Source organism: Mesorhizobium sp. M8A.F.Ca.ET.208.01.1.1 (genome assembly GCF_004791315.1).
GTDB lineage: Bacteria > Pseudomonadota > Alphaproteobacteria > Rhizobiales > Rhizobiaceae > Mesorhizobium.
This window is the reverse complement of sequence record NZ_SRUT01000002.1, coordinates 921,156-945,749: the sequence shown is the minus strand read 5'-3', so window position 1 is coordinate 945,749 and position 24,594 is coordinate 921,156. Positions and strand designations below refer to the sequence as shown.

The window sequence follows — 24,594 nt, the reverse complement described above, 5'->3', positions numbered from 1 at the left end:
GACCGCCTGATGTCAGAAATGCGAGGCCCGGAAACGCGCCAGGAAAGTGCGGAGGCGTTCGTTGGTGGTCTCCGCCGCAAGGATCTCTTTCGGCGGCCCGATGGCGCTGACGCCGCCATCGGCCATGAAGACGATGCGGCTCGACGCGTCGCGGGCAAAGGCCATTTCGTGGGTGACCATCAGCATGGTCATGCCGTCCTCGGCGAGGCTGCGCACGACGGCCAGCACCTCGCCGACCAGTTCGGGATCGAGGGCGGAGGTGATCTCGTCGAGCAGCAGGATCTTCGGCTCCATTGCCACGGCGCGGGCGATGCCGACGCGCTGCTGCTGGCCGCCGGAGAGCTCGGCCGGCAGGCTGTCGGCCTTGTGGGCAAGGCCGACCCGGCCGAGCCAATGCTCGGCGATCGAGCGTGCCTCGGCCTCGTTCTTACCCCGCACCTTGGTCAAGCCCAGCATGATGTTGCCGGCTGCCGTCAGGTGCGGGAACAGGTTGAAGCTCTGGAACACCATGCCGGTCTCGGCGCGCATGCTGGCCAAATCGCGTTCGCTGCGGCGCTGGCGCGCTCCGGCCTCGCGATAGCCGACCTCCTTGCCGTCGATGCGGATCGAGCCGCTGTCGTAGCTCTCCAGGAAGTTGACGCAGCGCAGCAGCGTGGTCTTGCCGCTGCCGGAAGGGCCGATGACGGTCACCACCTCGCCGCGCTTCACCTGAAGGCTGACGGAGCGCAGCACCTCGACGGCGCCGAAGGCCTTGGAGACATCGCGTACGTCGAGCAATGCGGGATTGGCGTTCGAGGCTTCGGACATCGTGCTATTCCCGGATGAAGGAGAAACGCCGCTCCAGCCGCCGGCTGGCGAGCGAGAGCGCGTAGTTGACCGCGAAATAGATGAGCGCGCCCAGTATATAGAGCGGCATCGCCTCATAGGTGCGGCCGATGACCTGGTTGATGGCCTGCATCAAATCGGTGATGCCAAGCAGCGACACCAGCGCGCTGCCCTTGACCGCGTCGGTGACGCCATTGATCCAGGGCGGCAGGAAGCGCCTGAAGGCCTGCGGAAAGATGACGTAGGTGAGCCGTTGGCGAAAGGTCAGCCCGATCGCCATCGCGGCTTCGGACTGTCCCTTCGGGATGGAGCCGACCGCGCCCCTGAGATACTCGATGACCTGTGCCGTCTTGAACAGGGTCAGCGCCGACACCGCGGCCCAGAACGACGGCAGATGCAGCCCGATCGCCGGCAGGCCGTAATAGACGAAGAACATCAGCACCAGGATCGGAATGCCGCGAATGGTGTCCGAGAAGATGCGCACCGCCCAGCGCAGCGGCGCCGGTCCATAGACCAGGCCGACGCCCAGCAGGACGCCGGCGATGAGCGACAGCACCACGACCAGCAGCGATACCCACAAGGTCACGGCGAAGCCTTGGGCGAGGAAGGGCAGCGCGTAGAGGATCTGGCCAAGCATGTCAGCGCGCCGCCCTGAACCGGCGCTCGACGAGCCGCAGCCCAAAAAGCATGATGTAGCCGGTCACCAGATACATCGCGGTGGTGACCAGGTAGACCTCGACGATGCGGAAGGTGTTGAAGTTGATCCACTGGGCGCCGAAGGTGAGTTCGGGCACCGAGATGACGGAGGCGATCGAGGTGTCCTTGAACAGCGAGATGAAGGTGTTGGACAGCGCCGGCAGCGTGATGCGCAGCATGGTCGGCAGGCGCACGTGGAGCAGCCTTTGCCAGGGCGTGAGGCCGATCGCCTTGCCGGCGTCAAGCTGGCCGCGCGGGACAGCCTCGAGGCCTGAGCGAAACACTTCGACCAGATAGGCGCCGCTATAGACCGACAGGGTCAGGACAAACGAGGTCGGTGCGCTGTAGGCCAGGTCGACCACGGTCGGCAGGCCGTAGAAGACGAGATAGACGAGCAGGATCAATGGCACGTTGCGGATGAATTCGACATAGGCGGCGATCACCGCCCGCACCGCGCGTCCTGCGGAGACGTACCAGACCGCGAGCACCAGCCCGATGACGACGCCGATGGCGATCGAGATCACTGCAAGCTCCAGGCTGAGCAGCAGGCCGCCCCACAGCTTGTCGAAATGCCGCCAGATCAGATTGAAATTGAGGGCATAGCCCATGCGTCCGTCTCGGTGTGAAGGGCGTCGAGTCGATTACGGAAGGGCTGGAATGCCGCCCTTCCGTAATCCGGGATCAGATGACCGGGAAGCCGGGATGACGCGCCGGTGGTTCCTGGCCGAAATAGTCCTTGAAGGCAGCGTCGTAGAGCGCCGATTCATGGCCGAACATGGCGATGGTGAAGGTCTGGTCGACGAAAGTCAGCCAGTCGAGATCGCCCTGCCGAAGTGCCGCGCCATAAAGCATCGAATACCAGCTCTTGCCGGCATCGAAATATTTGTCGGGATTGCGCGAGGCGAGCCAGCGCACGGTGGACAGATCGACCGCGGCGGCGTCGGCGCGTTTCGATTCCAGCGCCTGCAGCACGTTGGCCTGGGTATCGATCTGCAGCACCTGGGCCTGCGGCAAAGCGTAGTGGACCGAGCTTTCGGCGTCGACATTCTGCAGGATCGAAATGCGGGTTGCCGAACCGCCGGCGAGCAGTTTGTCGAAGGTCTTGTTCTCGGCGGTCGGCAGCGTCAGCAAGGCAACGCCTTCGACATAGTAAGGCCGGGAGAAATTGATCAGCTGCGAGCGTTGCGCCGTCATCGTCATGAACTGGATCGTGATGTCGACCTTGTTGGTGGTCACGTTGGGAATGCGCTGCGCCGGGTCCTGCATGACGAACTCGACCTTGGTCGGGTCGTCGAAAAGGCCCTTGGCGAGGATGCGGCCCATGGTGATGTCCATGCCCACCAGTTCGCCGGCATCGTTCTCGAAGTGCCAGGGCGCGTTGGTGCTGCCGGTGCCGACAATCAGCTTGCCTCTGTCGAGCACGGTGCGCAGAAGACTGTCGGATGCGGCTTGCGCGGCGGCCTTCTGGGCATCGACGGTTGCCAGCACCCCGGCGGTGGCCAGTCCCGCCATTCCCAATTTCAGAAAATCACGTCTTCCGGATGTGTCGTTCACGGCGACCTCCTTTCGTGTTGTGTTCCCCTATGCACAGGTCATACACGCGATGGCGATTATCAAAATTGTCTCTTACAAGAGACGCATGTATCCTGTACAAGACAGATACTAACACCGGGAATCGACAATGCAAGATGGCAATGCCCCAGCAATTTCGGCGGACGAGAAGACGACCGCCTCCCGCGAGAAAGGCCTCAACCGGGTCTTGGAGATCCTGGAGTTTCTTCACACCACGCAGCGGGCGATCGGCATTGGCGATCTTGCCAAAGGGGTGAACGCGCCGCGTTCGACCACCTACACGCTGGTGCGGTCGCTGGTCGATGCCGGCCTGCTGGAAATGGCCGGCGACGGCAACCGCGTCTATTTCGGCAAGAAACTCTATCTCTACGGAATGGACTATGTGCGGGGCAACGATTTGTTGCGGCGCGGGCGCCAGGAGGTCGATCATCTGTCGCGCGAGACCGGCGAGACCTCGGAACTGTGCATGCTGCAGAGCGGCCGCTACACGATCGTCCATTCCAGCCCTGGCACCAGGCCGTTCCGCATCAGCTCCGCCACAGGCCTGCAGATACCGCTGCCCTGGACTGCCTCGGGACGGCTGCTTCTTGCGGGGCTGGATAGAGCCGCGATCGAGGCCATGGTGTCCGACGACGACCTCGTGCTGCCCGATGGCCGCAAGCTGCGGCTCGACGATTTCATCGCCGACATCGCAAAGGCCGGGGTGACCGGTTACTGCGTCACTTCGGGCCTGGTCGACGCCTATACGAAATGCCTCGCCGTGCCGGTCTTTTCAGCGCCAGGCAAGGTCGAGGCGACGATGTGCCTGGTGGTTCCGATCGACACGTCGGAGGAGCGGACCGCGGATCTCATCGGCCTGCTGCGCGGCCGCGCCGCCGGGCTCTCGATCGGCGGATAGGCGGAAAAGCGTTCGCGTCTCAGGCGATGATGTCTGGAATGATCTTGTCTTCCAGCTTCATCAGCCGGTCCTTGAGGACAAGCTTCTTCTTCTTCATGCGCTGGATCTGCAGCGGGTCGCAATTCATGGCGATCATCGCGTTGATCGCGGCATCGAAATCGGCGTGTTCCTGCTTCAGCCGGGAAAATTCGAGGCGAGTATCGGCCTGTTCCTGATCGGACATTCTCTACCGTCTGCACGTCTGCGGCGCCCAAAACTGGGCCTGGTTGGGCGGGGGCGGCAATTTCTGCCACCGGCGCGCAGCCCATATCACATTTCATGTTGTCGTGGAATGCTACCACGCAGCATTCGACATCGCCGTCTGATGGTGGCACACTGTCATTGTGCCGTCACAGATACGACCTGCGGTGGACGTGCCTTGGCGGCTGCAATCGAGGAAACCATGAAAGGGAGAACCAATCATGTCTCTTGCATCCCATCTTGATGAGTTGCAGCGGAAACACGGCGACATTGAACGCGAAATCGATGACGCGATGAACCACCCGTCGGTGGACGACCTCGAAATCGTGAATCTCAAGCGACGCAAGCTGGCACTCAAGGATGCGATTGAGAAGTTGAGGGCGCAACCAACCACGCATTGATCCTCACGTGATATAGCCGCTCACCACTGGCGGTTTTCCTTGCCGGCGGCGCCAGCCGCCGGTGCAGTGGTTTTAATTTCAGCGATTCCACAAGCCGAAGCTAATATTCGTCAGGGCCGTTTATGCCGGGCCGCCGTAAGGTCGTGCGCTGTTTCAGGGTCCTGGCCGGCACCAATTGCTGCCAGTGGCGACCTGTCGCCATTGACAAGCCATCTTTGCTCCTCCACCTCATGCCCGGACTTCAGCGCATCGGACCCGGCTTGTGCGTCCAAGCGGACGCACGGGCTTCAGAGAGACGCATAGCGCTCCAGAGAGACGCATGGCGCTCCAGAGACAAAAGGCTGCCGGCATGACCGGGTATTTTTCCTTTCCCTTCCCCCGCCGCACCTCGGTCGGCGTCGATGTCGGCGGCGTGGTCGTCGGCGGCGGCGCGCCCGTGGTCGTGCAATCGATGACCAATACCGATACCGCCGATGTCGATCAGACGGTCGCGCAAGTCGCGGCGCTGCACCGCGCCGGCTCCGAGATCGTGCGCATCACCGTTGACCGCGACGAGAGTGCCGCCGCCGTGCCGCGCATCCACGAGCGACTGTTGCGGCTCGGCATCAACGTGCCGCTGGTCGGCGATTTCCACTATATCGGCCACAAGCTGCTGGCCGATCACCCGGACTGCGCCGAGGCGCTTGCCAAGTACCGCATCAATCCCGGCAATGTCGGCTTCAAGGACAAGAAGGACCGGCAGTTCACCGATATCGTCGAGATGGCGATCAAGCACGACAAGCCGGTGCGCATCGGCGTCAACTGGGGCTCGCTCGACCAGGAGCTGTTGACGCGGCTGATGGACGACAACCAGGACAAGGGTTTTCCCCTGACCGCGCAGGAAGTCACGCGCGAGGCGATCGTGCAGTCGGCGATCCTGTCGGCCGAGATGGCCGAAGAGATCGGTCTTGGCCGCGAAAAAATCATCCTGTCGGCCAAGGTCAGCGGCGTGCAGGATCTGATCGCCGTCTACACCGAACTCGCCACCCGTTCCAACCACGCGCTGCATCTCGGCCTCACTGAAGCCGGCATGGGGTCGAAAGGCATCGTTGCTTCTTCCGCCGCCATGGGCATCCTCTTGCAGCAAGGCATCGGCGACACCATCCGAATCTCGCTGACGCCGGAGCCGAATGGCGACCGCACCCGCGAGGTGCAGGTGTCGCAGGAACTGCTGCAGACCATGGGTTTCCGGCAGTTCGTGCCGATCGTCGCGGCCTGCCCCGGCTGCGGCCGCACCACCTCCACCGTGTTTCAGGAACTGGCGCACAACATCCAGGCGGACCTGCGCAAGAACATGCCGGTGTGGCGTGAGAAGTACCCAGGCGTCGAGAACCTCAAGGTCGCGGTGATGGGCTGCATCGTCAACGGTCCGGGTGAGTCCAAGCACGCCGATATCGGCATTTCGCTGCCCGGCACTGGCGAGACGCCGACAGCGCCCGTCTTCGTCGACGGCAAGAAAGCAGCGACCCTGCGCGGGCCGTCGATCGCGGCGGATTTCGAGAAGATGGTCGCCGACTATATCGAACAGAGGTTCGGTCAGGGCGGCAAGGCCGCGGCAGAGTAGGTGAAATGCGGCGTTTCCTGTGGGCGACGCTGATTTTCCTGTGCGGCATGGCCTGGTCGACGCTTGCCCAGGCCGATCCGCCGCAATCGGCCAAGCAGCGGCTGATCGACAAGGTCTGCAACCTGATCCAGGCGCATGCCGACCAGAACGCTCTGCCCCGGGACTTCTTCGCCCGCCTTATCTGGAAGGAAAGCCGTTTCGATCCCAATGCCGTGAGCCCCGTCGGCGCCGAGGGCATTGCCCAGTTCATGCCGGGCACCGCCAAGATGCGGGGGCTTGCCGATTCCTTCGACATCAACCAGGCGATCCCGGCGTCGGCTAGATATCTCGCCGAAATGAAGACCAGTTATGGCAATCTTGGCCTAGCGGCGGCCGCCTACAATGCCGGCGAGAGCCGGGTGTCGCGCTGGCTGAATTCCGGCGGCTTCCTGCCGATGGAGACGGAAAGCTATGTGTTCGACGTCATGGGCGAGCCGGTCGACAAGTTCACGGACCCGGCCTATGCCGGCAAAGTCGAGCCGCTCGATGCCAAGCTGGATTTCGCCGTCGCCTGCCGCAAGCTGCCGGTGATCATGTCGCGGACGGTCGCAATGGCCTCGATCAACATCAAGCCATGGGGCATCCAGGTGGCGGGCAATTTTCGCCGCAGCGCGGCGATCGGCCAGTGGCTCAGGGTGCGGGGCCGCTTTCCGGCCCTGCTTGCCGGGCATGATCCTGTGGTGAGCCGGGTGCGCACGCCGATCGGCCGGCGCGGCATCTACGCCGTCAGGATCGGGATCGACGACCGCGCCGCCGCGAATGTCATCTGCCAGAAGCTGCAAAGCGTCGGCGGCGCCTGCGTGGTGGTGCGCAACCGGTAAGGGCCGAGGGCGCGAAGCGCTGCGCCGACAGGTTGGCGGGGCTGGCGCGCTGGCAATATGAGCGTCCACAACCGGATACGCTACGATCTCGAAGTCGAGACGAACGCCCAAACGCCGCTGCAATGTGCCCGTCGCATCGAGCAACGGTTTCAGCTATAGCGGCGGCCACCATCTCTCCTTGGGCAGCAGCCCTGTCATGCGAGCGCCCATGTTCGACGGATACATCATCTGCGGCACGCCCAGAACCGGCAGCACCTTGCTGTGCAAGCTGTTGGCGGCCACCGGAACGACCGGTGATCCCCACTCATTCTACCGGCGGCAGGATGTGTCGGAGTGGGCGCAGGATTGGGGATTGCCCGATCGCGACACGATGGGCGAGCGTGAATTCCAGCTTGCCTATCTCAATGCGGCGATCGGTGCCGGCAAGGGCGATACTGAAATTTTCGGCTTGCGCCTGATGCGGGAGAACCTGGATGAGCTGTCGGCGATCCTCGATCAGGTCTATCCCGGGCTTGCGTCAGACACAGCGCGTTTCGAACGAGCCTTTGGCCGAGTCCTCTACATACACCTGTCGCGCGAAAACAAACTCGCGCAGGCCGTCTCCCTGGTCAAAGCCCGGCAAACCGGTCTTTGGCATATCGCCCCCGACGGAACCGAAATCGAAAGGGTGGGACCTGCCAGGGAACCTCACTATGATTTCAAGCGCATCAAGGGCGAGGTCGAAGAACTGGAAGCCTATGATACGGCCTGGAACATCTGGTTCGCACAACAGGGCATAGCACCATTGCGGATCGGCTATGAGCACCTTGCCGCCGAGCCGGCCGTGGCATTGCTGCGCATCTGCGAAGCCCTGGGCGTCCCGGCGCCGGATGCCGGGCATGTCAGGCCCGGCGTCGCGAAGCTCGCCGACGAGACAAGCCTGGACTGGATGCGCCGGTTTCATCTGGACGCGGCCGTCTGAGGCGTTGGTGGGTGGTCAGGCGGTCTTGGCCACCACCGTCTCGCTGAGCCAGGTGCCGATCTTGGCGCCGAGGCGATCGGGCGAAACGGGCTTGGGCAGATAGTCGTCCATGCCGGCCTCGATGCACTTGTCGCGGTCGCCCTTCAGCGCATGCGCGGTGACGCCGATGATCGGGATGTGGCCGCCCGACGCCGCTTCGATCGCCCGGATGGCGCGTGTTGCCTCGTAGCCGTTCATTTCCGGCATCGAGACGTCCATCAGAACCAGCCTCGGATGCAGCGACCGGTACATCTCGACCGCGGTGCGGCCATTGCCGGCGATGCGGTAGCTCAGGCCGAGTCCATTGAGGATCTGGCCGAACACCATCTGGTTCACGTCATTGTCCTCGGCGATGAGGATGTCGATCGGGCTGTTCGGCGCGGCATTCGATTCCGGCACTGTCGCGACCGGTACCGCGGGGCCACGGATAACCGTGAAGGCCGGAGTCGCCTGCATCGGTTGGACCGGTTCGCGAATGAACTGCGCCTTGCCGACCTGCGAGCGCGCCTTCTGGATGACCGAGATGACGGTGCCGAGCAGGACCGCCGACCGCGCCGGCTTGGTCAGGTGCGCCGATATGCCGAAGTCGATGATCATCTTGCCGAAATCGACCTGGTCGACGGAGGTCAGGATCACGACCGGGATGGCGGACAGCCGGCTGTCGGCGGCGATAGCCCGGGCGACATCGGCGCCGTTCATGCCGGGCATCTGATAGTCGAGGATGATGCAGTCGACGCTGGCACCGAGTTGGCAGGCGCGATCGAGGAAGGCGAGGCCCATTGCGCCGCTTTCGGCGGCGGCGCAGTCGAAGCTCCAGCTTCTGAGCTGTTCGAGCAGGATCTCGCGGTTGACCGGATTGTCGTCGATGACCAGCACGCGCGCGCCGGTGACGTCCACCGGGACGACAGCGTCGCGCGCCTCGGCACGGTGGACCGGCAGCGGCACGGCGAACCAGAAGACGGAACCGCGGCCGATCTCGCTCTCGACGCCGATCTTGCCTGCCATCAGGTCGACGAGACGGGCGGCGATGGCAAGCCCGAGGCCGGTGCCTTCATGACGGCGGGTCGAAGACCCGTCGACCTGGGCGAACTTCTCGAACACGTTTTGCAATTTCTCGGCCGGGATGCCGATGCCGGTGTCCTCGACGCGCAGCTTCAGCTGGACGACGTCGTTGATGGTTTCGCCGCCGACATCGATCAGCACATGGCCCTTCTCGGTGAATTTCACCGCATTGCCGACCAGGTTGGTGACGATCTGCCGAAAGCGACCGGCGTCGCCGACGACATAGGCCGGCAGCCGAGGATCGACACGCACGATGAGTTCCAGGTTCTTCTCGGCAACGCGTGCCGAGACCAGTGTCGCCACATCCTCCACCGCTTCCGAGAGGCGGAAGGGGGCAGGATCGAGCGTCAGCTGCCCGGCATTGATCTTCGAGAAATCGAGGATGTCGTTGATGATGGTGAGAAGCGCGTTGCCCGATTTGACGATGACGTCGGTGAAGGTCTTCTGACGCGGGTTCAGTTCGGTCTTGGCCAGCAATTCGGCCATGCCGAGCACACCGTTCATCGGGGTGCGGATCTCGTGGCTCATATTGGCGAGGAATTCCGACTTGGCACGGTCGGCCGCCTCGGCCTTGAACAAGGATTCGGCCGACTGGGCAAAGGCGCGGCGGATCGCCTGTTCCATCGGCCGGAAGATCCAGAAGGCAACGATGGCGAGCACGGCAAACAACAGGCCGCTCGCCCACAAAAGCAGCCGGTCGCCGGAGGCGTCCGCCAGATGGCGTTCGTCGTCCATCGCGGTGCGGACACGCACCAGCATGGGCTGAACGAACAGGTCGTTCTGGTTGCGGATTTCGCGAGAACTCCATTCATCGGTCTTTTGCGCCACCGACATCAGGTTGAAGTTGCGAACCATGTCACGCGGCGACCAGAACAGATCGCCATTGACGGAAGCGGCCGCCAGCTCGTTGACGGTCTTGACCGACAGGCGCGGGCGGATCGCGGCGAGCTGGGCGCTCAGCGTCTCGATCTCGCCGGTCAGGCGCTCGGAATGGTCGCGCGCCGAAGCCGTCAGCGCATCGCGCGTCTCGATCCGCCAGGCGGAACTGGTTGTCTCGGCGAAGCTGGTGGCGTTGCGCAGGTCGCGGGTGAAAACGACGAGATTGCTGCTCAGCGCATCGATTTCATGGCGCAAGGAATTGACGCGATTGAGCGCAACCATGATGGCGGCCGAAGCCAGCGCGAAAACCAACAGTCCCGAAAGATAACGTATCCGGACGGACCGGATGAAGGAAGAATATTCCGGCATGCGCAACCCCAACACATACGCATTATTTTAATGGTCGGGATTACGCTTCATTTACATTAAGATTTCGTTGGCGCACCGCAGGTCAATGCATGCGCTGCGGGGACGCGGCGGATCGGATCGATGCGGTGACGCCGAGCCGTCGACCATGCGCAACCCGATATGGGGCCTGCCGTCAGCTGTTGCGGGTTGCCACGAAAGTCGCGGCGGCCTTGAGCAGGGCCGCCTTTTCGCCATAGGGTTCGAGCAACGCGTGCGCCTGGCCGACGAGACCGTCGAGCTGCTTGCGAGCCCAATCCGCGCCGTGCAAGGCCACCAGCGTACCCTTGCCCGCGGCGGCATCCTTGCCGGTCGCCTTGCCCATCTGCCTGGCGTCGGCCGTCAAATCCAGCAGGTCGTCGGCGAGCTGGAAGGCAAGGCCGATCGCCGAACCGAACTCGGCCAGCCTTTCCATGTCATCCGATCGTGCACCGGCCAAGATCGCACCCGCCTCGCAGGCGAAACGGATCAGCGCACCGGTCTTCATCGCCTGCAGCCGGATGATGCCGGCCTCGTCCGGTCGCACCTGCTCGGCTTCGAGATCGAGCTTCTGGCCGCCGACCATCCCGCCGGCCCCGGCGGCGCGGGCGAGCGCCAGCACAAGGGCTGCGCGCCGCTCGGCCGGCAGCGCGGTCGCCTCGCCGGCGAGGATGTCGAAGGCGAGCGTCAGCAGTGCGTCGCCGGCAAGTATCGCGGTTGCCTCGTCGAAGGCCTTGTGCACGGTCGGCTGGCCGCGGCGCAGGTCGTCGTCGTCCATCGCCGGCAAGTCATCATGGATCAGCGAATAGCAATGCACGCATTCAAGTGCGGCCGCGACGCGCAGCGCCGCTTCGCCATCGGCGGAAAACAAGGCAGCACTTTCCATGACCAGGAAGGGGCGCAGGCGTTTGCCGCCGTTCAGCACGCCATGGCGCATCGCCGCCATCAGGCGATCGGGCCTCGCGATCTCGCCCGAAAGCGGGCGGTCGTCGAGCAACCGACGCAGCATCACCTCGACGGCGGCCGCGCGTCTGATGAGCGCCATTTCGAACGCTATTTCGTCGTCATTCGTCATGGCCGGGACCGGTAGCCGACACTCAGACGTTGCGCAAGAAGGCAAGCGCCATTATGCCGGAGCGGTAAGAGCCCGTTTGGAAACTCACCTCCTGCGGTCATCTGAAGGCATTTTCCGCGCTTCCGGTGCTCACGTACTCGAATGTACGCTCCGCTCCGGTGCTCGAAAACACCGTCTTATGACCCTCGGGAGCGCGTTTCGAGACGAGCTTCGTGGCACGGGTTGGGCGGCTTGGCGGAACCGATCGTCGATCATGAGACCGAAAAGCTGGACATGGCGACGAGATCGCGAGGCGTGAACCGCCGCAATCTCAGGCGCTGGGTCCGGCGCGGCATCGTCGTGGCCGCGGTGCTGGCGCTTGTCCCGGTGGTGCTGACCTTTCTCTACCTGCCGTCCTTCGTGCATCCGGTGTCGACACTGATGCTGAAGGACCTGGCGACCTTCTCCGGCTACGACCGGCGCTGGGTGTCCATCGATGACGTGGCGCCCGTGCTCGCCCATTCGGTCATCATGTCGGAAGATGGGCAGTTCTGTTTCCACCGCGGCGTCGATCTCGGCGAGCTCAGGGGCGTCGTCGACGATGCGCTGGCCGGCGAGGCGACGCGCGGTGCATCGACCATCACCATGCAGACGGTGAAGAACCTCTTCCTCTGGTCGCGGCCGCTGGGCTCGGTGCGCAAGGTCGTAGAGCTGCCGCTGGCCGTCTATTTCGACGCGGTGATGTCGAAACGACGCATCATGGAAATCTATCTCAACATTGCCGAATGGGGGCCGGGCATCTATGGCATCGAGGCGGCGGCGCAGCACCATTTCGGCATTCCGGCAAAACAATTGTCCAGACGGCAGGCGGCCCTTCTCGCCGTCACGCTGCCCAATCCGATCGCCCGCAATCCCGCAAAGCCCGGGCCGGGCCTCAGGCGGCTGGCCAGCCTGATCGAGCGGCGCGCCGGCCGCTCGGGCGCCTATGTCGGCTGCCTGGACTAGCCGGCACAAAAAAGATTCACCGCAGCGCTGGCCAAAACGGTGTCAGGCGTGTATAGGCACCCGACTTTCTCAGATTTAGGCCCCGACATGGCCCTTTCACGAGGGCGGGCGGGGCTTTTGACCATGTAGTGGAGCATATCCATGGCCGTTCCGAAACGCAAAACCTCTCCGTCCAAGCGCGGCATGCGCCGCTCGGCCGACGCCCTCAAGGCCCCGACCTATGTCGAGGACAAGAATTCAGGCGAAATGCGCCGCCCGCACCACATCGACCTGAAGACCGGCATGTATCGCGGTCGCCAGGTGCTGACTCCCAAGGAAAGCTGAGCCCAGCTTTTCCCTGGGTTTGAGTAACAAAGGACCGGCCTCTGGCCGGTCTTTTTGCGTTTGGCGGCCCATGCTCCGACCGCCGAGCCTCGAGCGGCGCAGTTCATCTCGTTGCCTGCTCCCGTTCCACGTGACTTCGGCGTGCATCCTCAGGGGATGGTCGGCCCCTGCGTGAACGCACCGTGGCCCAGTACCGGCCACTGCCAAGTTCCCAAAATCGAACAAACGCTCGCCGAGGCAGCCGAGGCAGGTGGCCACCGCCCCCCTGCTGCTCGATGTTTTTCGATCGATATGGGATTGCTCTGTACGGTTTCTTATGCAATTTTCTGAATAATAGTCGGAAATCGACACAAATGGGGAAATGAATGTGGGATTTCGTCAGCACGAGTGACCTCGACGACACCGAACAGGCGGTGCTTTCCCAGCTCAAGGTCGACGGGCGGATGTCGAGTGTCGATATCGCCAAGCGCATCGGCGTCACTGAAGCGACCGTGCGGCGCAAGATGGCCCGCGTGCTCGAGGATCCGGATATCTCGATCCAGGCGGTCGTCCGGCCTTTGCGCAGCGATGTCGGCATCGCGGCCATCGTCGGGCTCGACGTCGACCGCGAGCACATCATCAGCGTTGCCCGCAAACTGTCGGAATACTCGTTCGTCGACAGCGTCTACGCCATGACCGGGCCGTTCGACATCATCATCCAGCTTACATTGCCGTCGACGACCAGCCTGCACGACTTCCTGGTCAGCGAACTGGCGAACGTTCCCGGGATCAAGGATTCCGAGAGCTACATGATCGGCCGCGTGTTCAAGCACTCAGGCCGGGCCTACCAGCGCAGTAAAACAGAAGAAAAAAGAGGGTAACAACAATGGGTGAGTTCTTTTTCGCATCGCGCCGCCGCGTCCTGTCCCTGTTTGCCGCCGCGCCGCTCGTCCTGTCATTCGCGTCCGCCTCCCATGCCGATGGTCTAGTCGACCAGATCAAGCAGCGCGGCACCATCGTCGTCGGCACGGAGGCCGCGTTCGAACCGTTCGAGTTCGTGCGCGACGGCCAGATCGTCGGCTACAACAAGGACATTCTGGACTATGCAGTCAGCCAGCTCGGCGTGAAGCTCGACCAGCTCAACCTGCCGTTCCAGGGGCTGCTGCCGGGACTGCTCGCCAAGAAGTTCGATCTCATGGCCACCTCGACCGGCATCAATCCCGAGCGGGCGGCGAAATATGCCTATACGCGGCCGACGGGCTCGTTCGAGAACGTCATCGTCGTGCGCGCGGACGAGGAACGCATCAAGAAGCCGGAGGACATCAACGGCATGGTCGTGGCGACGCAGCTTGCCTCTTCAGTGCAGCCCATCATCGAGGCCTATGACAAGGAGCTCAAGGACAAGGGCGGCAAGGGGGTCGGCGAGCTGAAGCTCTTCACGTCCTTCCCCGAGACCCACGTCGCGCTCGCCTCGGGCCAGGTCGACGCCATCGTCATCGCCTCACCTTCGGCGGCCGTGCTGATGAAGAACGTCCCAGACACCTACAAGGTCGTCGGCTCGATCGGTGAATTCTCCTATCTCTCCTGGGTGGTGCGGCCTGAGGACAAGGATCTGCGCGAATTCATCAACGCCAAGATCGGCGAGCTGAAAAACAGCGGCAAGCTCAAGGAGCTGCAGTTGAAATGGTTCGGCTTCGAGATGAAGACGCCGGACCAGGGCTATCTGCCGCCCGGCGCACTCTGAGCCCCGAACATGTCTGGCGCGGCGCGGACGATGCGCTGCCGCTGATAGCGCCCGCGCCGACGCCAGACGATGCTTTTCCGTTCGAGCTGAAAAATGTTCCATTTTTCAAAGACGCTGACCTTTCTGCCGCAATTCCTGACCGGTGCCGCCATCACGCTCGGGGTCTCGGCGCTGGGGTTCCTGGTCGGCACGCTGATCGGCTTCGGCCTGCTTGCCTGCGGCCGGTCGCGGTGGCGCGTGGTCCGCTGGATAGGCGCGCTCTACACCAGCTTCATCCGCGGCACGCCGCTGATCGTGCAGATCTTCGTGGTCTATTACGTGCTGCCCGGCCTGGTCGGCATCGACCTGCCGCCGCTTCTGGCGGGTGTGCTGGCGCTCAGCTTCAACAGCGCGGCCTTCGTCGCCGAGATCCTGCGCGCCGGGCTGACGCGCGTTCCCGCAGGCCAGTATGAGGCGGCCAAGGCGCTTGGCCTGAAGCCTGTCGTGACCTGGTTCAAGATCATCCTGCCGCAGCTCTTGCGCGCCGTCATTCCGCCGATGGTCAACGAGTTCACCATGCTGGTGAAGGCGTCGTCCATCCTGTCGGTGATAGCGGTGGTGGAACTCACGCGCACGGCGCAGAACATCATGAACGTCACCTACCGGCCGGTCGAGGCGTTCTGCATGGCGGCGGTGCTGTACTTCATCGTGTTGTTCTCCTGCAGCCTGCTGACCAGGCACCTGGAGCGCAAGGCGGACGGGGCGCGGGCATGAGCTTCGACGTCTCCGTCATCGCCGACAATTGGCAGATTCTCGCCAAGGGCTTCGGCAACACCGTGCTGATGTGCGCCGTCTCCCTGCCGCTGGGCTTCGCTCTCGGCATCTTGCTGGCGCTGGTCAGGCTGCGCGGCGGGCGGCTGCCGGCGGCGATCGTCTCGGCCTATGTCGAGCTGTTCCGCAACATCCCGTTCCTGATCCAGATATTCCTGTTGTTCTACGCCTTGCCGATGTTCGGCATCAGGCTTTCGCCGGTCGTGGTCTCGGTCGGCGCGCTGTCGGCCTATGCCAGCGCCTATTCCGCCGAAATCATCAGGGGCGCGATCCAGTGCATATCGCGGGGCCAGGTCGAGGCCGGCTACGCGCTGGGGCTGCGCTACCTCACCATCTTCCGCAAGATCCTGGTGCCGCAAGTGCTCGGCTATATCTTGCCGGCCGCCACCAACCTCACCATCACGCTGATCAAGGAATCGGCGATCCTGTCGGCGATCACCGTCCCCGAACTCACCTACATGGCTCAGAACGTCATCGGCCGAACCTTCTCGCCGGTGGAGATCTTCACCGCCATCGCATTGCTGTACTGGGGCCTGACCGCCCTTGTCGCGGCGATCTCGCGCAGCCTGGAGCACAGGCTGCAGCCCCATCTCGCGGCCCGCCGTGGCGCCTGATCCCAAAAAGCCTTCAACACAGAGGAGACCCCATGTCCAAGCTCACCACCGCGCCGCGCGATGTCTTCCAGACATTCATGAACTTCCCGCTGGTCGAGGATCTCGATACGCTCAAAGCCGATGTGGCCATCATCGGCATGCCCTATGGCGATCCCTATACGATCGACGAGCTGATCAACGACCAGACCAATGCGCCGACGGCGGTGCGGCGGGCATCCAAGCGCATCAGCCAGGCGCTCGACCGTTATGATTTCGACATTGGCGGGCCGGTCTTCGCCGGCCAGGATATCAAGGTGGTCGATGTCGGTGACGTGCCCGGCAATGCCGCCGACCATGTCGGGCATTACGGCAGGGCCGAAGCGGCGATCCGCAAGATCCGCGCCGCCGGCGCCCTGCCGATCACAATCGGCGGCGACCATGGCATTCCGATCCCGATCTTCAGGGCGCTTGATGGTGAAGGCCCGATCACTCTGGTGCAGCTCGACGCGCATCTCGACTGGCGCGACAATGTCAACGGCGTCAAGGAAGGCTATTCAAGCACCATCCGCCGGGCCTCGGAGATGGCGCATATCAAGGATATCTTCCAGGTCGGCGTCCGTGGCCAGGGCAGCGCGCGCACCGAGGAGGTGGAGGCGGCGCGCGCCTATGGCGCCAACATCATCACCACCAACGAGTGGCAGGATATGGGCACCGCCGCCTTGCTCAAGCGCATTCCGGATGGCGGCCGCTACTACCTCACGATCGACGCCGACGGGCTGGATCCAGCCGTCATGCCGGCGGTGGAAGGGCCGCAGCCGGGCGGTGTCAGCTACCGCCAGACGATCGAGCTGATCCAGGGGCTGGTCGGCAAGGGGCGCCTCATCGGCATGGACATCGTCGAGATCGCGCCGGCGCGCGACGTCAACGAGATCACCTCGATGACGGCGGGCCACATCATCCTCAACGTCATCGGCGCCGCCGTGCGCGCGGGCTACTTCAAGCGCTGAGCTTGCAGTTCCCGTTTGTTCCATGTCGGCCGGGCAATCGGCTGACATGGTTGTTGCATCCGGTCTTCGACCGTGTTTGCGGCCGCGCACGAAAAATCTTGACGCCGTGCCTGTGGAGCATTCTACAGAAGGTGCCCCCATATGGAGACGCCAGATGTTCGGTGCCGTCCCGCTTTTGATCGTGCCTTTCGTGCTCTACAATCTCGGCCTGCTCGGAATATTCGGCGGCGGCGACGATCCGTGGGCGAGTGAGATCTTCTCGTTCCGCATGATGTCGGGCGGGGTGTTCTCGATGACGCTCGGCGACCTGATTGTGCTGATCGGGCTGATCTTCCTGTTCCTCGAAATGGTGAAGTCGGCGCGCACGACCACGGCCTCGATCATGGACCATCTTCTGTCGATGCTGGTCTTCGTCGCTTTCCTGGTCGAGTTCCTGCTGGTGAAGGGTGCCGCGCACTCCATCTTCTTCACGCTGATGATCATCGCGCTGTTCGACGTGCTGGCCGGGTTCGCGGTGTCGATGCGGTCGGCCAGCCGCGACATCAATTTGAATTGAGGCTCAGCCCGGATCGGCGGTGAAGCCGGCGGCTTCGATGCCGGCAATCGCGGCTGCCTCGTCATTGTCGGATGTATCGCCGGAAATACCGACGGCACCGATGATGCTCCCTGCCTTGTCGCGGATCAGCACGCCGCCGGCGACCGGCAGCACGCGTCCTCCCGACACGTCGGAAATGCCGGCAACCAGATGCGGACGTTCCTTGGCGAAGGCCTCGACCTTGCGCGAGCCCATGCCGATGGCCAGCGCGCCATAGGCCTTGCCGGCCGACATTTGCGGGCGCAGGAACGAAGCGCCGTCCTGGCGCTGGAAGGCGACGAGATGCCCGCCGGCGTCGAGCACCGAGACGCCGAGCGGCTTGAGCTTGAGATCGGTGCCCCTGGCGAAGGCGGCATCAATGATCTCGACGGCTTTTTCGAGCGGCAGCGCGGTCATGGCAATCTCCTGTTGAACAGCCCGATCATCGGCGGTCAGCCGGGCGAGGCAATCCCGGTTTCGGTTGAAATTGCTTCCTGTGAAGCAGCGGGATGAAGGCGCCTGACCGGTGGCGTCACCACAGCTCGATTCAGGGCGAGGAATTGGCGGAGGGGGAGACGTTACTTTTTCTTGGCGCGGGCCGGCTTCTTGGCAGGTGCGGCAGGCGTGTTGGCCAGATCTTCGGCTTCCTTGGCGAGCCGCAGCGCCCGCAGCTTGTCGGTCTTGGCCTTGCGGGCATCGCTCTCGGCGACATACTCGGCCATGGCTTTCTGCCGGACCGTCGCCGCCTCTTCCTGCTTCTTGAAGCGCAGATCGGCACGCGCGCGGGCAGTGTCCCTAGAGTTCTCAACCAAGAGTCTATCCAATCCCATCACGTGTGATTTTCGTCCCTTGTAGCAGAGCCGGCCTTTCAACGGGGAAAATAGTTGGTCAGCCGGCCGGGCTGGCGTTGAGGGCCTTTTCGGCAACCACCGCTTCATAGGCGGCCCGCAGCGTTGCACGGACAGAGGGGCCGGGCGCTGTATCGAGAGGGGTGCCGAGATGCTCATGGCGCAACTCGGCCATGAATTTCTCCCACATTGGCGGCCCGCCCTTTTCAAGGAGTTCGGCGCGGATCGAAAGCTCCTCGCTGGTCGGCAGCCAGACGCGGCCCCAGGCGCCGAGATGGGCAAGGATGGGCACCAGTGTGATGGCCATCTCGGTCAGGCTGTAGATCGCCTTCTGCTTGTGACTGGGGTCGTCCGCCTTGGTCAGCATGCCGAGTTCCATCAGCCGCTTCAGCCGGTCGGCGAGGATGTTGGAAGCAATGCCTTCCATCGACCCGTTGAGCAACTCACGAAAATGCCGCCTGCCGCCAAAAATCATGTCGCGCAGGATGATCAGGCTCCAGCGGTCGCCGAACACCTCGAGCGAGAGGTTGATCGGGCAGCCTGACCGGCGATCGAGGGTCATTCGATGTTCTCCACGCAAAACCAGTTGCATTATCGTATCGGTTTTATTATCGTGCAACCGATTGCAAAATGCAAGCAGGTGAGGAGGCCAGCAAATGACAACCAAGGACTGTCCCGAGATCATATCCGAAACCTTTGGCGATCCGGCGGACCCCGCGCTGCTGTTGATCATGGGCGCTATGGCCTCGATGCTTTGGTGGCCCGAGGCGTTTTGCCGGAAACTCGCGGATGCCGGCCTCTACGTGATCCGCTACGACAATCGCGACACCGGCCGGTCGACCAAATACCCGGTGGGACAGCCGCCCTACACTTTCGACGACATGGCCGACGACGCGATTGCCGCTCTCGACAGCCGCGGCATCGGCAAGGCGCATGTCGTGGGAATGTCGATGGGCGGCATGATTGCCCAGTTCGTGGCGCTCAGGCACCCCTTGCGCGTCGCTTCGCTGACCGTGATCAGCAGTTCGCCCGTGGGGACCGACACTTCGCATCTGCCGAAAACGACCGACGCCTATCTGGAGCATTCGGCCGATGGAGCCAAAGTCGACTGGACGGATCGCCGCCAGGTCATCGACTTCATGGTCAGGGATGCGCGGGCGATGGCCAGCACCGCCCATCCGTTCGACGAGGCGGGGATGAGAGCGTTCATCGAACGGGATTACAGCAGGTCCGGCGGCTTCCTGAGCGCCACCAATCATTTCATGCTCAAGGGCGGTAACCAGTGGAAGGGCCGCCTGCCCGAAATAGCGGCGCCGCTTCTGGTCATCCACGGCACGTCGGATCCGATCTTTCCGGTCGAGCATGGCGAGGCCCTGGCCCAAGCTGTTGCCGGCGCGAAACTGCTTCGCATCGAAGGCGGCGGTCACGAACTGCATCCGGATGACTGGCCTGACATAGAGGCCGCCATCGTCGCGCACGTCCGATCCAGCTGAGACTTCGCGGGTGGGCCTTGACGAGCGAGGTTCACCGCAATAGTTAAGCAAATGCTTCAGTGTTACCACAGAAACAGACGAGCACAAGAATGTCCCTGACGCTGCATTTCCATCCGCTGGCTTCCTTCTGCTGGAAGCCGCTGATCGCGCTTTACGAGAACGCCACGCCTTTTGCGCCGGTCATTGTCGATCTCGGCGACGAGCAATCACGCGCGGCCTTCCTGAAGATTTCGCCGACCGGCAAGATGCCGGCGCTGCGCGACGACGCGCGAGACCGCACTGTGCTGGAATCGACCATTGTCGTGGAATATCTGGCCGCGCACTATCCGGGACCGGTCGAACTCGTTCCCGCCGACATCGACCTGGCGCTGGCGGTCCGTCAGGCCGACCGCTTCTATGATTTCTATGTGCAGGAGCCCATGCAGAAGATCGTCGGCGACAGGTTGCGGCCGCTCGACAAGACCGATCCATTCGGTGTCGAACAGGCGCGCGGCCAGTTGCGCAATTCCTATGCCATCATCGAACAGGAAATGCAGTCCAGGGAATGGGCTGTAGGCGATGCCTTCACCATGGCCGATTGCGCGGCGTCTCCGGCGCTCTTCTACGCCAACAAGGTCGAGCCGTTCGGCGACAAATATCCCGCCGTGAAGCGCTATCACGACCGCTTGCTGCAACGCGCCGCCTTCATCAGGGTGATCGAGGAGGCGCAGCCCTACTTCAAGTTCTTCCCCTACAACAACGGCTGATCGCGATGCTGCACGATCCCGCCCAACTCGACCTGATGTTCCAGGCGCTCGCCGATCCGGCGCGGCGGCAGATGGTCGACCGGCTGTCACGCGGCCCCGCCTCGGTGAGCCAGCTGGCCGAGCCGTTGGCGATGTCGCTGTCGGCGGTCGTCCAGCACCTCAATCTGCTGGAAGCGAGCGGCCTCGTGCGCACGCAGAAGGTCGGGCGGGTGCGCACTTGCCAGATCGATCCAAGGGCGTTGCGAGCGGCCGAGCACTGGATCAATGAGCGGCGCCTCTCGTGGGAGCGCCGGCTGGATCGGCTCGGCGATTTCCTGGCCGAAAGCTAGAGAGGAAAATGTCATGTCGAAGACCAAATCCGAACTGGTGCGCGGCTATTTCGCCGCCTTTCAGGCCGGAGACCGCGCCGTGATGGGTTCAAGCATGCTCCCGAAGACCGGCCTCCGGTTTTCAGGGTCACGTTCCGGGCAATTCAATCCACCAAGGAAGGTTTCATGACTGAGCGATCCGTTGTCCATTCCACCTTTGTCGTCGAGCGGAGCTATCCGGTGGCACCGGCGAAAGTCTTCTCCGCATTCAGCAGCCCGGATGCCAAGCGGCGCTGGTTCGTCGATCCCCATGACCCGGTGCCCACCCGGCACGAAATGGACTTCCGCGTCGGCGGCAAGGAGGTCAATGCCGGCTGCCCGAGCGACGGGCAAATGCATTTCTTCAACGCGGTCTATCAGGACATCGTGCCGGACGAGCGCATCGTTTACAGCTATGAGCTGCTGTTCGGCGAAACCCGCGTTTCGGTGTCGCTGGCGACGATCGAGTTTGTGGCGGAAAGCGGCGGCACGCGGCTTGTGATGACGGAGCAGGGCGCCTTCTTCGACGGCCACGACACCTCAGCCACGCGCGAGCATGGAACGAGCGAACTGCTCGACGCGCTCGGCGCCTTCGTGAATTCGCAATGCTGACCGGGTTGCTCAAGTGCCGGAGGCAGAAACGATCAGGCTTCCCAAAATTGATCGAGCCAGATGTTGAGTCTCAGGAAGCCGGCATTGCTCACCGTATAGACACGCCGCGTGCCTTCAGCCTTGGCGTTGACCAGCCCGGCGTCGAGCAACACTTTCAGATGCTGTGATACGGCCGGGCGGGAGACTGGCAGTCCGGACGCCAATTCGTTGACGGTCTTCGGACCGCGTCGAAGTTCTTCCAGAAGATGGCGCCGATTGGGGTCGGCGATCGCCATGAAGGCGTCGGAAAACATCATGCCTCATTTGTGAGGCAAAGTTTTTCAAATCTCAACTGTTTGCTTCTGCTTTTCTTCTCGGATCGAGCCGCAATGCTTCGGGGGTCACCGAACGGTCGGCCGGCTGCGTCTTGAAGGCGTCGCGATCCTCGATCGGCACCGGAGCGCGGCGGCTGATGCGCAGCAGCGTGTAACCCGCCAGGGACAGATGCGCCAATGCGGTCGCCAGGAACAGGCCCTCCGGGCGCATCCAGCCCATCAGGGCGGCGGCCAGCAACGGCCCGATCATGGTGCCGAAGCCGTAAAGCAGCAGCAGGCCACCCGATACCTTGACGAAATCCTCGGAGCGGGCGTGGTCGTTGGCATGCGCCACGGCAATCGAATAGAGCGTGTAGGCGAAAGCGCCGTAGGCGGCGGTGAAGACGAGGACGAAGACTGCTGAGCGCGGCTCGAACAGGAAGATGAGAAGCGCAAACAGCGCCGCGCCGAAGGCAGCACCGGCCAGCACGAAACGGCGGTCGGTCTTGTCGGAGAGACGCCCGGCCGGAAGCTGCATGGCGGCACCGGCGACGACCACCAGGCTCATCATCAAGGCGATCTCGGCGGTGGAGATGCCGATGCGGGCACCGTAGACCGCGCCGAGCGTGCCCCAGGCGCCGTTGGCGATGCCGATCAAGAGGCAGGCGATCGCCGACACCGGCGAGTTGGCGTAGAGCCCCCTGACGTCGAGCTTGACGTCCTGCAGCGGCTTCGGGAGGGAAGCGCTCGAAACCGCTGTCGGCAGAAGCGACAAGCAGAACAGGATGCCGGTGATCATGAACAGCGACGCCGATTTCACGTCGCCGCCGGCGACGATCATCTGTCCGCCCATGATCGAGGCATAGGTGACCATCATATAGAGGCCGAAGACGGTGCCACGGTTCTCGTTGGTCGCCTTCTCGTTCAGCCAGCTCTCGATGACCATGAAGGCGCCGGCCATGGTGAAACCGGTGAAGGCACGCAGCAGGATCCAGACATATTCGTCGATGACCAGGCCCGTCAGCAGCGCCACGATGGCGCCGGACGCGGCAAAGGCGCCGAAGGCGCGCACATGCCCGGCACGGCGCACGATGCGCGGCGCAAAGAAACAGCCGGTGACGAAGCCGCCGGCCCAGGCCGTGCCCATCAGGCCGAGCGAAGCGGTCGAGAACCCTTCCAACTGGCCGCGCAGGGGCAACAGCAGCCCGTGCAGTCCCGATGCCGCCAGAAGGAAGGCGGTGCCGCGGAGCAGGGAAAGGATCGGTCTGTAGGCTGCGAGCATTTTTTGATCCGGCTGAGGGCTGGGAGGGGCGCAGGTTTGAAGACAGTCGCATTCGGGCTTTTCGGCGGCGAACGGTTACCTCAGCGAATTATCCGCGGCGGAACAGCGCCTCGGCCGCCGACTTGGTGTTGTCCTTGGTCTTGAGTTCGGCCTCCAGCCGGGTGCCGATGCGCTCGGACAGTTCACCGACGGAAAGCAGCGACAGGTCTTGCCCGATCTCGTGCGGGCGTGCCTTCTTCTTGGGTTCGTCGTCGAAGATCGCCATCGTCGCTCCTCCTACGCCAGACCAGATTGGCCATTTGCCTGATTTGGCAATCAGCATACATAGGGCAGGGGCATCGATGCAAACAGCCGGTAAAAGCCGGCTAGGAAAGACGGGAAACTTCATGGCGAGCGGACAGAAAATTCCGGCACGGATGACGGCGATCGCGATTTCGGAACCGGGCGGGCCCCGGGTGCTGAAGCCGGAAACGCGCGACGTGCCGCTGCCCGGCCCCGGAGAAATCCTGATCAAGGTGCATGCCGCCGGCGTCAACCGGCCCGACGTCCAGCAACGCAAGGGCGCCTATCCGCCACCCCCCGGCGCATCGGACCTGCCCGGCCTCGAAGCGTCGGGCGAGGTGGCGGCGCTTGGCGACGAGATATCGCGCTGGCGCATCGGCGACCGGGTCTGCGCGCTCACGCCCGGCGGCGCCTACGCCGAATATGTAAGGGTTCACGCAGGCAGCGTTTTGCCGCTGCCGGCGGGCTTCACCCATACCGAAGCGGCGGCGGTGCCGGAGAACTACTTCACCGTCTGGCACAATGTCTTCGAGCGCGGCGGACTGAAGAAGGGTGAGACGCTGCTCGTCCATGGCGGCTCGTCCGGCATCGGCACCACGGCGATCCAACTCGCCTCGGCCTTCGGCGCCTATGTCATCACCACTGCCGGCAGCAAAGAGAAATGCGACGCCTGCCTGAAAATCGGCGCCGACCGCGCGATCAATTACCACGAGCAGGATTTCGTCGCCGCGGTCAAGGAGGCGACCGAAGGCCGGGGCGCCAACGTCATCCTCGACATGGTCGGCGGCGACTATGTCCAGCGCAACTACGAGGCCGCCGCGATCGAGGGCCGCATCGTCCAGATCGCCGTGCAGGCAGGTGCTGTGGCGAGCGCCGACTTTTCCAAGATCATGGTCAAGCGGCTGACCCATACGGGTTCGACGCTGAGGCCGCGCACCGTGGAATTCAAGGCAGCGATCGCGGCCGCGTTGGAGGCGCAGGTGTGGCCGCTGCTGGGCACGCGCAAGGTGGCGCCGGTAATGGACATGATCTATCCGCTCACCGATGCCTGGCGTGCGCATGAGCGGATGGAGGAGGGGGATCATATCGGCAAGATCGTGCTCGACGTCGGCTAGGCCCCCTGTCACCTAAATCTGGACACCGTCCCGGGGCGCGCCTTGCCTGCAAGATGAACAGAAGCT

33 protein-coding genes are annotated in these 24,594 nt (G+C 63.4%); 20 read left to right on the top strand and 13 right to left on the bottom strand.

Annotation, left to right across the window (positions count from 1 at the left end; all coding sequences use genetic code 11):
• Positions 1-12: 12 nt before the first annotated feature.
• The 4 genes from EN851_RS15145 to EN851_RS15130 all read right to left on the bottom strand — a co-directional run bounded on the left by EN851_RS15145 (position 13) and on the right by EN851_RS15130 (position 3,033).
• Positions 13-807 carry an amino acid ABC transporter ATP-binding protein gene (locus EN851_RS15145; RefSeq protein WP_135929522.1) on the bottom strand — a complete coding sequence of 265 codons (795 nt, stop codon included), beginning with the start codon at positions 805-807 and terminating at the stop codon, positions 13-15.
• A 4-nt stretch (positions 808-811) separates the two neighbouring features.
• Complete coding sequence (locus EN851_RS15140) at positions 812-1,462, bottom strand: amino acid ABC transporter permease (RefSeq protein ID WP_127278465.1); 651 nt, start codon at positions 1,460-1,462, stop codon at positions 812-814.
• 1 nt (position 1,463) lies between these two features.
• The gene (locus EN851_RS15135; protein ID WP_135863155.1) at positions 1,464-2,129 is read right to left on the bottom strand and encodes an amino acid ABC transporter permease; all 666 of its coding nucleotides are present in this window, start codon (positions 2,127-2,129) and stop codon (positions 1,464-1,466) included.
• Positions 2,130-2,202: 73 nt separating this feature from the next.
• On the bottom strand, positions 2,203-3,033 hold the full coding sequence (locus EN851_RS15130; RefSeq protein ID WP_171892286.1) for a transporter substrate-binding domain-containing protein: 831 nt from the start codon (positions 3,031-3,033) through the stop codon (positions 2,203-2,205).
• Positions 3,034-3,202: 169 nt separating this feature from the next.
• Here EN851_RS15130 and EN851_RS15125 point away from each other — a divergent pair, with 169 nt between their 5' ends.
• Positions 3,203-3,991 (top strand): IclR family transcriptional regulator, encoded by a 789-nt coding sequence (locus tag EN851_RS15125; protein WP_127278463.1) that lies wholly within the window; start codon positions 3,203-3,205, stop codon positions 3,989-3,991.
• A 19-nt stretch (positions 3,992-4,010) separates the two neighbouring features.
• Here EN851_RS15125 and EN851_RS15120 read toward each other — a convergent pair whose 3' ends face one another.
• Positions 4,011-4,214, bottom strand: a complete 204-nt coding sequence (locus EN851_RS15120; protein WP_127278462.1) for a YdcH family protein — start codon at positions 4,212-4,214, stop codon at positions 4,011-4,013.
• Positions 4,215-4,452: 238 nt separating this feature from the next.
• Here EN851_RS15120 and EN851_RS15115 point away from each other — a divergent pair, with 238 nt between their 5' ends.
• The 5 genes from EN851_RS15115 to EN851_RS15095 all read left to right on the top strand — a co-directional run bounded on the left by EN851_RS15115 (position 4,453) and on the right by EN851_RS15095 (position 8,056).
• Positions 4,453-4,632 carry a YdcH family protein gene (locus EN851_RS15115; protein ID WP_127278461.1) on the top strand — a complete coding sequence of 60 codons (180 nt, stop codon included), beginning with the start codon at positions 4,453-4,455 and terminating at the stop codon, positions 4,630-4,632.
• Between the two features lie 349 nt (positions 4,633-4,981).
• Positions 4,982-6,235 carry a flavodoxin-dependent (E)-4-hydroxy-3-methylbut-2-enyl-diphosphate synthase gene (gene ispG, locus EN851_RS15110; protein ID WP_135929612.1) on the top strand — a complete coding sequence of 418 codons (1,254 nt, stop codon included), beginning with the start codon at positions 4,982-4,984 and terminating at the stop codon, positions 6,233-6,235.
• 5 nt (positions 6,236-6,240) lie between these two features.
• Complete coding sequence (locus tag EN851_RS15105) at positions 6,241-7,095, top strand: lytic transglycosylase domain-containing protein (RefSeq protein WP_127872089.1); 855 nt, start codon at positions 6,241-6,243, stop codon at positions 7,093-7,095.
• 57 nt (positions 7,096-7,152) lie between these two features.
• Entirely contained in the window at positions 7,153-7,254 is a 102-nt protein-coding gene (locus EN851_RS37085) for a hypothetical protein (RefSeq protein ID WP_245491608.1), read from the top strand.
• Positions 7,255-7,291: 37 nt separating this feature from the next.
• Positions 7,292-8,056, top strand: a complete 765-nt coding sequence (locus EN851_RS15095) for a Stf0 family sulfotransferase (RefSeq protein WP_127280321.1) — start codon at positions 7,292-7,294, stop codon at positions 8,054-8,056.
• A gap of 15 nt (positions 8,057-8,071) precedes the next feature.
• Here EN851_RS15095 and EN851_RS15090 read toward each other — a convergent pair whose 3' ends face one another.
• Positions 8,072-10,405, bottom strand: coding sequence for a response regulator (locus tag EN851_RS15090; RefSeq protein ID WP_135863150.1), 2,334 nt, complete (start codon positions 10,403-10,405; stop codon positions 8,072-8,074).
• 172 nt (positions 10,406-10,577) lie between these two features.
• Positions 10,578-11,495 carry a polyprenyl synthetase family protein gene (locus EN851_RS15085; RefSeq protein WP_135863148.1) on the bottom strand — a complete coding sequence of 306 codons (918 nt, stop codon included), beginning with the start codon at positions 11,493-11,495 and terminating at the stop codon, positions 10,578-10,580.
• 222 nt (positions 11,496-11,717) lie between these two features.
• On the opposite strand from EN851_RS15085, the gene EN851_RS15080 reads away from it, so the two are divergent.
• From EN851_RS15080 to EN851_RS15045, 8 genes are all read left to right on the top strand, one after another.
• Positions 11,718-12,479, top strand: a complete 762-nt coding sequence (locus tag EN851_RS15080; RefSeq protein ID WP_135929521.1) for a transglycosylase domain-containing protein — start codon at positions 11,718-11,720, stop codon at positions 12,477-12,479.
• Between the two features lie 141 nt (positions 12,480-12,620).
• On the top strand, positions 12,621-12,803 hold the full coding sequence (gene rpmF, locus EN851_RS15075; protein ID WP_008834724.1) for a 50S ribosomal protein L32: 183 nt from the start codon (positions 12,621-12,623) through the stop codon (positions 12,801-12,803).
• Between the two features lie 365 nt (positions 12,804-13,168).
• Complete coding sequence (locus EN851_RS15070; RefSeq protein ID WP_135882151.1) at positions 13,169-13,663, top strand: Lrp/AsnC family transcriptional regulator; 495 nt, start codon at positions 13,169-13,171, stop codon at positions 13,661-13,663.
• Between the two features lie 5 nt (positions 13,664-13,668).
• On the top strand, positions 13,669-14,526 hold the full coding sequence (locus tag EN851_RS15065; protein WP_135917162.1) for a transporter substrate-binding domain-containing protein: 858 nt from the start codon (positions 13,669-13,671) through the stop codon (positions 14,524-14,526).
• Between the two features lie 93 nt (positions 14,527-14,619).
• Complete coding sequence (locus EN851_RS15060) at positions 14,620-15,279, top strand: amino acid ABC transporter permease (RefSeq protein WP_135917163.1); 660 nt, start codon at positions 14,620-14,622, stop codon at positions 15,277-15,279.
• Complete coding sequence (locus EN851_RS15055) at positions 15,276-15,950, top strand: amino acid ABC transporter permease (RefSeq protein ID WP_135917164.1); 675 nt, start codon at positions 15,276-15,278, stop codon at positions 15,948-15,950. The genes EN851_RS15060 and EN851_RS15055 overlap by 4 nt, the downstream gene beginning before the upstream one ends.
• A 32-nt stretch (positions 15,951-15,982) precedes the next feature.
• Positions 15,983-16,936, top strand: coding sequence for an agmatinase (locus EN851_RS15050; RefSeq protein WP_135863136.1), 954 nt, complete (start codon positions 15,983-15,985; stop codon positions 16,934-16,936).
• Positions 16,937-17,090: 154 nt separating this feature from the next.
• Positions 17,091-17,492: a hypothetical protein gene (locus EN851_RS15045; protein ID WP_127278211.1), complete on the top strand. Its 402-nt coding sequence runs from the start codon at positions 17,091-17,093 to the stop codon at positions 17,490-17,492.
• Positions 17,493-17,495: 3 nt separating this feature from the next.
• Here the strand turns inward: EN851_RS15045 and EN851_RS15040 are convergent, their stop codons facing one another.
• The 3 genes from EN851_RS15040 to EN851_RS15030 all read right to left on the bottom strand — a co-directional run bounded on the left by EN851_RS15040 (position 17,496) and on the right by EN851_RS15030 (position 18,920).
• Positions 17,496-17,927 carry a heme-binding protein gene (locus EN851_RS15040; RefSeq protein WP_127278212.1) on the bottom strand — a complete coding sequence of 144 codons (432 nt, stop codon included), beginning with the start codon at positions 17,925-17,927 and terminating at the stop codon, positions 17,496-17,498.
• Positions 17,928-18,088: 161 nt separating this feature from the next.
• Positions 18,089-18,322 (bottom strand): hypothetical protein, encoded by a 234-nt coding sequence (locus EN851_RS15035; protein ID WP_135863133.1) that lies wholly within the window; start codon positions 18,320-18,322, stop codon positions 18,089-18,091.
• A gap of 76 nt (positions 18,323-18,398) precedes the next feature.
• Positions 18,399-18,920 (bottom strand): helix-turn-helix domain-containing protein, encoded by a 522-nt coding sequence (locus EN851_RS15030; protein ID WP_027141872.1) that lies wholly within the window; start codon positions 18,918-18,920, stop codon positions 18,399-18,401.
• 94 nt (positions 18,921-19,014) lie between these two features.
• Here EN851_RS15030 and EN851_RS15025 point away from each other — a divergent pair, with 94 nt between their 5' ends.
• From EN851_RS15025 to EN851_RS15005, 5 genes are all read left to right on the top strand, one after another.
• Entirely contained in the window at positions 19,015-19,851 is an 837-nt protein-coding gene (locus EN851_RS15025) for an alpha/beta hydrolase (RefSeq protein ID WP_135929520.1), read from the top strand.
• Positions 19,852-19,940: 89 nt separating this feature from the next.
• The gene (locus EN851_RS15020; protein ID WP_135917165.1) at positions 19,941-20,597 is read left to right on the top strand and encodes a glutathione S-transferase family protein; all 657 of its coding nucleotides are present in this window, start codon (positions 19,941-19,943) and stop codon (positions 20,595-20,597) included.
• 5 nt (positions 20,598-20,602) lie between these two features.
• Positions 20,603-20,926 (top strand): metalloregulator ArsR/SmtB family transcription factor, encoded by a 324-nt coding sequence (locus EN851_RS15015; RefSeq protein ID WP_127278217.1) that lies wholly within the window; start codon positions 20,603-20,605, stop codon positions 20,924-20,926.
• 13 nt (positions 20,927-20,939) lie between these two features.
• Positions 20,940-21,095 carry a hypothetical protein gene (locus EN851_RS36300; RefSeq protein WP_189521848.1) on the top strand — a complete coding sequence of 52 codons (156 nt, stop codon included), beginning with the start codon at positions 20,940-20,942 and terminating at the stop codon, positions 21,093-21,095.
• 50 nt (positions 21,096-21,145) lie between these two features.
• Positions 21,146-21,556, top strand: coding sequence for an SRPBCC family protein (locus EN851_RS15005; protein WP_245520747.1), 411 nt, complete (start codon positions 21,146-21,148; stop codon positions 21,554-21,556).
• A gap of 32 nt (positions 21,557-21,588) precedes the next feature.
• Here the strand turns inward: EN851_RS15005 and EN851_RS15000 are convergent, their stop codons facing one another.
• From EN851_RS15000 to EN851_RS14990, 3 genes are all read right to left on the bottom strand, one after another.
• Positions 21,589-21,852 (bottom strand): metalloregulator ArsR/SmtB family transcription factor, encoded by a 264-nt coding sequence (locus tag EN851_RS15000; RefSeq protein WP_019861642.1) that lies wholly within the window; start codon positions 21,850-21,852, stop codon positions 21,589-21,591.
• A 31-nt stretch (positions 21,853-21,883) separates the two neighbouring features.
• Entirely contained in the window at positions 21,884-23,131 is a 1,248-nt protein-coding gene (locus EN851_RS14995) for an MFS transporter (protein ID WP_135882146.1), read from the bottom strand.
• Between the two features lie 88 nt (positions 23,132-23,219).
• On the bottom strand, positions 23,220-23,396 hold the full coding sequence (locus EN851_RS14990) for a DUF1192 domain-containing protein (RefSeq protein WP_135929519.1): 177 nt from the start codon (positions 23,394-23,396) through the stop codon (positions 23,220-23,222).
• Between the two features lie 121 nt (positions 23,397-23,517).
• Between EN851_RS14990 and EN851_RS14985 the strand changes: the two genes are divergently transcribed.
• Complete coding sequence (locus EN851_RS14985; protein WP_135929518.1) at positions 23,518-24,528, top strand: NAD(P)H-quinone oxidoreductase; 1,011 nt, start codon at positions 23,518-23,520, stop codon at positions 24,526-24,528.
• The last annotated feature ends 66 nt before the right edge of the window (positions 24,529-24,594 follow it).